5 protein-coding genes and 1 pseudogene are annotated in these 5,761 nt (G+C 61.6%); 5 read left to right on the top strand and 1 reads right to left on the bottom strand.

Annotation, left to right across the window (positions count from 1 at the left end):
- The 5 genes from JNL55_RS12170 to JNL55_RS12150 form a co-directional block, all read left to right on the top strand.
- The coding region (locus tag JNL55_RS12170) for a TonB-dependent receptor plug domain-containing protein (RefSeq protein ID WP_293853151.1) at positions 1 to 1,383 on the top strand (1,383 nt) is incomplete at its 5' end.
- A gap of 28 nt (positions 1,384 to 1,411) precedes the next feature.
- The gene (locus JNL55_RS12165) at positions 1,412 to 2,446 is read left to right on the top strand and encodes a transporter substrate-binding domain-containing protein (protein WP_293853149.1); all 1,035 of its coding nucleotides are present in this window, start codon (positions 1,412 to 1,414) and stop codon (positions 2,444 to 2,446) included.
- A gap of 4 nt (positions 2,447 to 2,450) precedes the next feature.
- Positions 2,451 to 3,626 carry an amino acid ABC transporter permease gene (locus JNL55_RS12160; RefSeq protein ID WP_293853146.1) on the top strand — a complete coding sequence of 392 codons (1,176 nt, stop codon included), beginning with the start codon at positions 2,451 to 2,453 and terminating at the stop codon, positions 3,624 to 3,626.
- The gene (locus JNL55_RS12155; RefSeq protein WP_293853144.1) at positions 3,627 to 4,718 is read left to right on the top strand and encodes an amino acid ABC transporter permease; all 1,092 of its coding nucleotides are present in this window, start codon (positions 3,627 to 3,629) and stop codon (positions 4,716 to 4,718) included. It begins immediately after the preceding gene.
- Positions 4,715 to 5,482 (top strand): amino acid ABC transporter ATP-binding protein, encoded by a 768-nt coding sequence (locus JNL55_RS12150; protein ID WP_293853143.1) that lies wholly within the window; start codon positions 4,715 to 4,717, stop codon positions 5,480 to 5,482. Before JNL55_RS12155 ends, JNL55_RS12150 begins: the two co-directional genes overlap by 4 nt.
- 3 nt (positions 5,483 to 5,485) lie before the next feature.
- On the opposite strand, the pseudogene JNL55_RS12145 reads toward JNL55_RS12150, so the two are convergent.
- A pseudogene (locus JNL55_RS12145) lies at positions 5,486 to 5,761 on the bottom strand (cation transporter); the annotation flags it as partial.

Here is a 5,761-nt window from a genome sequence, read left to right as displayed (position 1 = left end):
AATGAGCTGAACTATCGGCTCTCGAATACCGTGAATCCATCGCTCGGTCCGGACTCGCCGAGATCCTTTGACGCGGGCACCATGACCCAACAAGAGACGCAGCTGCACGCGGATTTTGTGTACCCGTGGGAAACGGGAATGTTCGCCGCGCCGCTGAACGTCGCTTTCGGTGCGGAGTGGCGCGAAGAGTCGTTCGAGATCGAGGCCGGCGATCAGGCATCGTGGCAAGCCGGGCCGTACGCTCGCGTGCTCGATCCCGACACCGGCAATTACATCGGCCTGGCCGTGGGCTCCAGCGGCTTCCCGGGTTATGCGCAATCCACTGCCGGCAAACACTCGCGCTCGAACTGGGCGACGTATCTCGACCTGGAAACAGATGTGACCAAGCGGTTGACACTGGGCTTGGCGACGCGGTTCGAGGATTTCTCGGACTTCGGCACGACCTTCAACTGGAAGGCATCGGGTAGGTTCGCATTCAACGACGCCATTGCGTTGCGCGCCTCGGTTAACACGGGATTCCGTGCGCCGACGCCGGGCCAGTCGAACATCTCGGATGTCTCGACCAACATCGACGCATTGACCGGCGGACTGCTGCTCACGACGACGCAACCACCGGCGAGCCCGCTTGCGCAGTACTACGGCGCGCGGTCGCTTCATCCGGAGGAGTCTTTCAACGTCGCCGCCGGCATGGTGTTCCAATGGGGCGACGGCTATGTGCTCTCGGTCGACTATTTCAACATCGAGGTCGAAGATCGTATCGCGATGACGTCACGCATCACCATCACGCCGGCGGATCGTGCCGCTCTGCTTGCATCGGGCGTCGATCCGGGCCAGGTGCAGAGCGTGAGGTTCTTCGGCAACTTCTTCGACACGAAGACCGAAGGCGTGGACGTCGTGTTGCGCAAGAGCTGGGCGTTCGACAGCGGCGCGCAGTTGGGAGCGACCGCGTCGGCCAACTACACCTCGAGCGAAGTCACCAAGATCCGCGATCCGCGGGCGGTGGATCGTGAACGTAAGATCGAGATCAGCGATTTCAATCCCAAGGTTCGCGGCATGCTCGCGCTCAACTATGCGGTCGACCGCTGGCACAGCCTGGTGCGGGCGAACTACTACGGCAAGTGGACCGACGCCGTGCCGAACGCGACGCCGACCGCTGTTTCATTCGATCAGACGTTCCCGGCCGAGTGGCTGATGGATCTCGAGCTCGGTTATGACTTCACCGATTCGGTCACCGGCACGCTTGGCGCGGAGAACGTTTTCGATGTTTACCCCGATGAGGACCGGCGTTCGGGCCAGCGCGCCAACGGCATCGTCTATCCGCAGTTCTCGCCGTTCGGCTACAACGGTGCTTTCTATTACGGCCGGGTGGCGGTACGTTTCTGATCGACAGGTGGAACAGGTACTAAGCGAGATGAAGAAATGTGTTGTGACTTTGATCCTCGGGCTGGTCGGCGCGGCAGCGCTGACCGGCTGCGGCGGTCCGGCCCAATCAACCGGTGGCGTGGTTGAAAAGATCAAGCAACGTGGTTATCTGAGTTGCGGCGCGAGCCAGGGCGTGCCCGGCCTGTCGCGGCCCGACGAGAAGGGCGTGTGGCGCGGCTTCGATACAGATATCTGTCGCGCGTTCGCCGTGGCTCTGTTCGGAGACGCGCAGAAGATCCAGTTCGCTCCGCTCAACGCGGCCCAACGTTTGCCGGCCGTGCAGACGGGCGAGATCGACATCCTGTCGCGTACTACAACAATCACTTTCACACGCGATCTGGCGATGCGCTTTGTTGCGGTCACGCTCTACGACAGTGATGCGGTCATCATGCGCAAGTCGCTCGGCATTACCAAGCCCGAGGAACTCGGCGGGCGGACGGTCTGCATGCAGGGCGGTGGCAGCCTCGTCGAGAACGCGCTCGATGAGATGGAACAGGAAGCCGGCATCCAGTTGAAGCGCGTCTACTTCGACTCGACGCTGACGGCACGCGATACCTACTTCGCCGGTCGTTGCGACTTGTATGTCACCGACGGCCTGGCGGCGAAGAGTCAGCTCGCGACCGTCGCCAAGAACCCTGACGAACACGCGCTGATGTACATCGGTAGTAGCGTCGAGCCGAATGGGGTGGCCATCGCGCGCGGGGATGATCGTTGGTTCGACATCGTGCGCTGGACCGTGAACCTGCTCGTCTGGGCCGAGTACAACGGAATCACTCAGGCGAACGTCGATGAGAAACGAAAGTCCGGAACCAAGGAGCAGCGCCGCGTGCTCGGTGAGGACGGAGCCTTCGGCCGCGCGCTCGGACTCACGGACGATTGGGCGTATCAAGTGATCAAGCAAATCGGCAACTATGGCGAGATCTGGCAACGCAATCTCGGCAGCGATACACCTATCAAGGCAGAGCGACGTTTGAATGAACTCTACAAGCAAGGCGGTTTGCAGTTCCCGCTTCCTTGGGATTGAGCGGATGACGTCCGTGGGCAGGCAGGCGCTGGGGCGCCTGCTGCCGCGTGCCGGTGAACGTCGCAGTCTGGTCCTGCAGGCGTTGCTCATTCTCGGCCTCGGCAGCATCGTCGCGATCGTCATCGCAACGGCGATCGGCAACCTTCAGGCGCGTGGCATCCCGTTCGGCGCCTCGTTTCTGACCGAGCGCAGCGGGTTCACGATCTCCGAGTCCATACTGTCTTACGGTCCGGACGACAGCAATCTGTGGGCGATCGCGGCGGGCATCGCCAATACATTGTTTCTTTCCGTTCTCGTCATCGTGCTGTCGACGATTCTCGGGACGCTGCTGGGCATCGCCCGTATCAGCAGCAATCCTCTAATCGCCGGCCTCGCGCGCGCCTGGGTCGAGACCGCGCGCAACACTCCTCTCATTTTGTTGTTGATCTTCGTCTACGCCCTCTGGTGGCAAGTGCTGCCGGCGGATCGAGCGATCCAGATCATGCCGGGCGTGCTGGCCTCGATGCGCGGAATCGTCGTGCCCCGTGTCTCGTTCGAATGGAGCGGGGCGGCGATGTTCCTTTGTTTCGTCGGAGCCATTGCCGCCTTGATCATCGCTCGGGCCGCGGCAAGCAGCGTTCAAGCAAGCGGCGGGCGACGCCCGCCCTACGTCGCGGCGACCTGTACCGTGCTGTTGCTTTGTCTGGTGGTGGTCCTGGTCGGCGCTTGGGGGCAGGTGAGCGTGGCATGGCCCCGATTCGAGAACGCCGATTTCGTGAGCGGCCTCGCGCTGACGCCGGAGTTGTTCACGATCACGTTCGGGCTCACGCTGTACACGACGGGATTCATCGCGGAGATCGTACGCTCAGGCATCACGGCGGTGCCCAAAGGTCAATGGGAAGCTGCACGATCCCTGGCGCTGCCGCCATCTCGCGTGCTTCGACTGGTCATCATGCCGCAGATGCTGCGAATCATCGTGCCGTCGATGACCAGTCAATATATCAATGTGATCAAGAACACGACGCTGGCGCTGGCGGTCGGTTATGCCGATTTCATGGTCGTGATGGGCACCATCATCAACAAGACCAGCCACGCGATCGAGGGGACGGTGATCATCATTTGCGTGTATCTCAGCATCAATCTGGCGATGTCCGCGCTGCTGAACTGGTACAACCGTCGCGTGGCCATCAAGGAGCGCTAGATGGCAAGCGTCAACGTGCCCACCGAAGCCGCCGTTGCTCCGCCCGAGCCGCCGCTCGCTCGTTCGCGACTGTGGAAAGGTTTGTTCGGGACCCCACTCAATGCCGTCATCACGATCGCTCTCGGCTTGATCGTGGCGGCACTGGCTCCGGGGTTGATTCGGTGGGCGGTGATCGATGCGGCCTTCCTGCCGGCACAACCCTCCAGTTGTCGCGAAGTGCAGGGCGCCTGCTGGAGCTTCGTGATCGCCAAGCACAGTCAGATCCTGTTCGGCATTTATCCCAACGAGGAGCGTTGGCGACCCGCGCTGGTGTGTGTCGTCTTATTGTCGCTGCTGGCGTATTCGATTCGTCCGAGTTCGTGGCGGCCGCATCTCGCCTGGCTCTGGGCTGGCACGATGGCCGGCGTTCTGGCGCTCATGCGCGGAGGTGTTCCCGGCGTTCCGTACGTGTCGACCTCGATGTGGGGCGGCCTGCCGGTCACGCTCATTCTGACTGTCATTGCGATCGGGCTGGGTTTTTTCTTCGCGATCTTCCTGGCACTCGCGCGTCGTTCGCACCTGCCGGTGGTGCGCATCGCGAGCATTGTCTTCATCGAAGGTACGCGCGCGTTGCCGCTGCTCAGCATCCTGTTCATCGCTTCCATCATGCTGCCATTGCTGGTGCCGGAAGCGCTGCTGCCGGATAAGTTCTTTCGCGCGCTGATCGCGCTGCTGTTGTTTTCTTCTGCATACATCGCAGAAGTGATCCGAGGCGGGCTGCAGGGCATACCGCGGGGGCAGGTCGAGGCGGCCCAAGCGCTCGGCCTGTCGTACTGGCAGACGCAGCGAATGATCGTGCTGCCGCAGGCGATCGCTATGGTGATCCCCTCGTTGACCAACACCATCATCATCATGATCAAGAACACCAGCCTGGTGCTGGTGGTCGGCCTGTTCGATCTGATCAGCTCGGGGAAGGCCGCGTTGGCCGATCCGGCGTGGAATTCCCCGGCGGTGGAAACCTACATCTTCATATCGGCGATCTATTTCGCGCTGTGCTTCTCGTTTGCGCGTTTCGCGGATCGTCTCGAGCGGCGGAACAAGGTGGGCGTATGACTCAGCAAGCAGTGGCCAGCAACGAGGCCGCCGAAGCGATCGTGCAACTGCAGAGCGTGCACAAGTGGTTTGGCGATTATCACGCCTTGCGAGGCATCGATCTGTCGGTGCATCGGGGCGAGCGCATCGTCATCTGCGGTCCGTCCGGCTCCGGCAAGTCCACGCTGATTCGTTGTATCAATCAACTCGAGCAGCACGAGCGCGGGCGGATCGTCGTCGATGGCACGGAAATCACATCCGAGCCGGGCACGCTTGGCGCCGTACGACGCAACGTCGGCATGGTGTTCCAGAGCTTCAACTTGTTTCCTCATCTGACCGTGCTCGAGAACTGCACGCTCGCCCCGACCTGGGTGAAGAAACTGCGCAAGGCGGACGCCGAGGAGCTCGCCATGCGACTGCTTGAGCGCGTGCGGATCGGCAATCAGGCGCACAAATACCCCGGGCAGCTATCCGGCGGCCAGCAGCAGCGTGTCGCCATCGCTCGCGCATTGTGCATGAACCCGAAGATCATGCTGTTCGACGAGCCGACTTCCGCGCTTGACCCGGAGATGGTCAAGGAGGTTCTGGATACGATGCTCGGACTGGCCGAGGACGGCATGACCATGCTGGTCGTGACTCACGAGATGGGCTTTGCACGCCAGGCCGCCGACCGCATCGTGTTCATGGACGAGGGCAGCATCGTCGAAGCGGACACGCCGGCTAATTTCTTCGAGAATGCTCGGCAAGAGCGTACTCGTGCGTTCCTCGGACAGATCCTGCGCTGATCGCTAGGCTGCGCTGCCTGCGCGATTGATCTCGACGCTGATATGCACCAGCTCCTCGTGCACGCGAAGGAGCTGTTTGAAATCTTCCGGCTCTGCTTGAGCAGAAGTTAGAACGCTCACGATGCAGGCGTATTGGCCCTTGCCGACGCGCCAGACATGTAAATCGCAAATCTCGGCAGCAATCGGGCCCTGTTCGATCGCCTCACGAATCTCACGTGCCACGGGAGCGTCAAGCTCTGCATCGAGCAGAACTCGTCCAGCATCGCGCAATAGCCCGAC

This window comes from Steroidobacter sp. (assembly GCF_016790065.1).
In the GTDB taxonomy this organism is placed as follows: domain Bacteria; phylum Pseudomonadota; class Gammaproteobacteria; order Steroidobacterales; family Steroidobacteraceae; genus Steroidobacter.
Note: the sequence above shows the minus strand (reverse complement) of the source record. Positions and strands in the feature narration are given on the sequence as shown.

Bases quoted from the DNA above. Each gene is read 5' to 3' on its own strand.
- JNL55_RS12165 (WP_293853149.1), top strand. From the start codon at position 1,412: ATGAAGAAATGTGTTGTGACTTTGATCCTCGGGCTGGTCGGCGCGGCA.
- JNL55_RS12160 (WP_293853146.1), top strand. From the start codon at position 2,451: ATGACGTCCGTGGGCAGGCAGGCGCTGGGGCGCCTGCTGCCGCGTGCC.
- JNL55_RS12155 (WP_293853144.1), top strand. From the start codon at position 3,627: ATGGCAAGCGTCAACGTGCCCACCGAAGCCGCCGTTGCTCCGCCCGAG.
- JNL55_RS12150 (WP_293853143.1), top strand. From the start codon at position 4,715: ATGACTCAGCAAGCAGTGGCCAGCAACGAGGCCGCCGAAGCGATCGTG.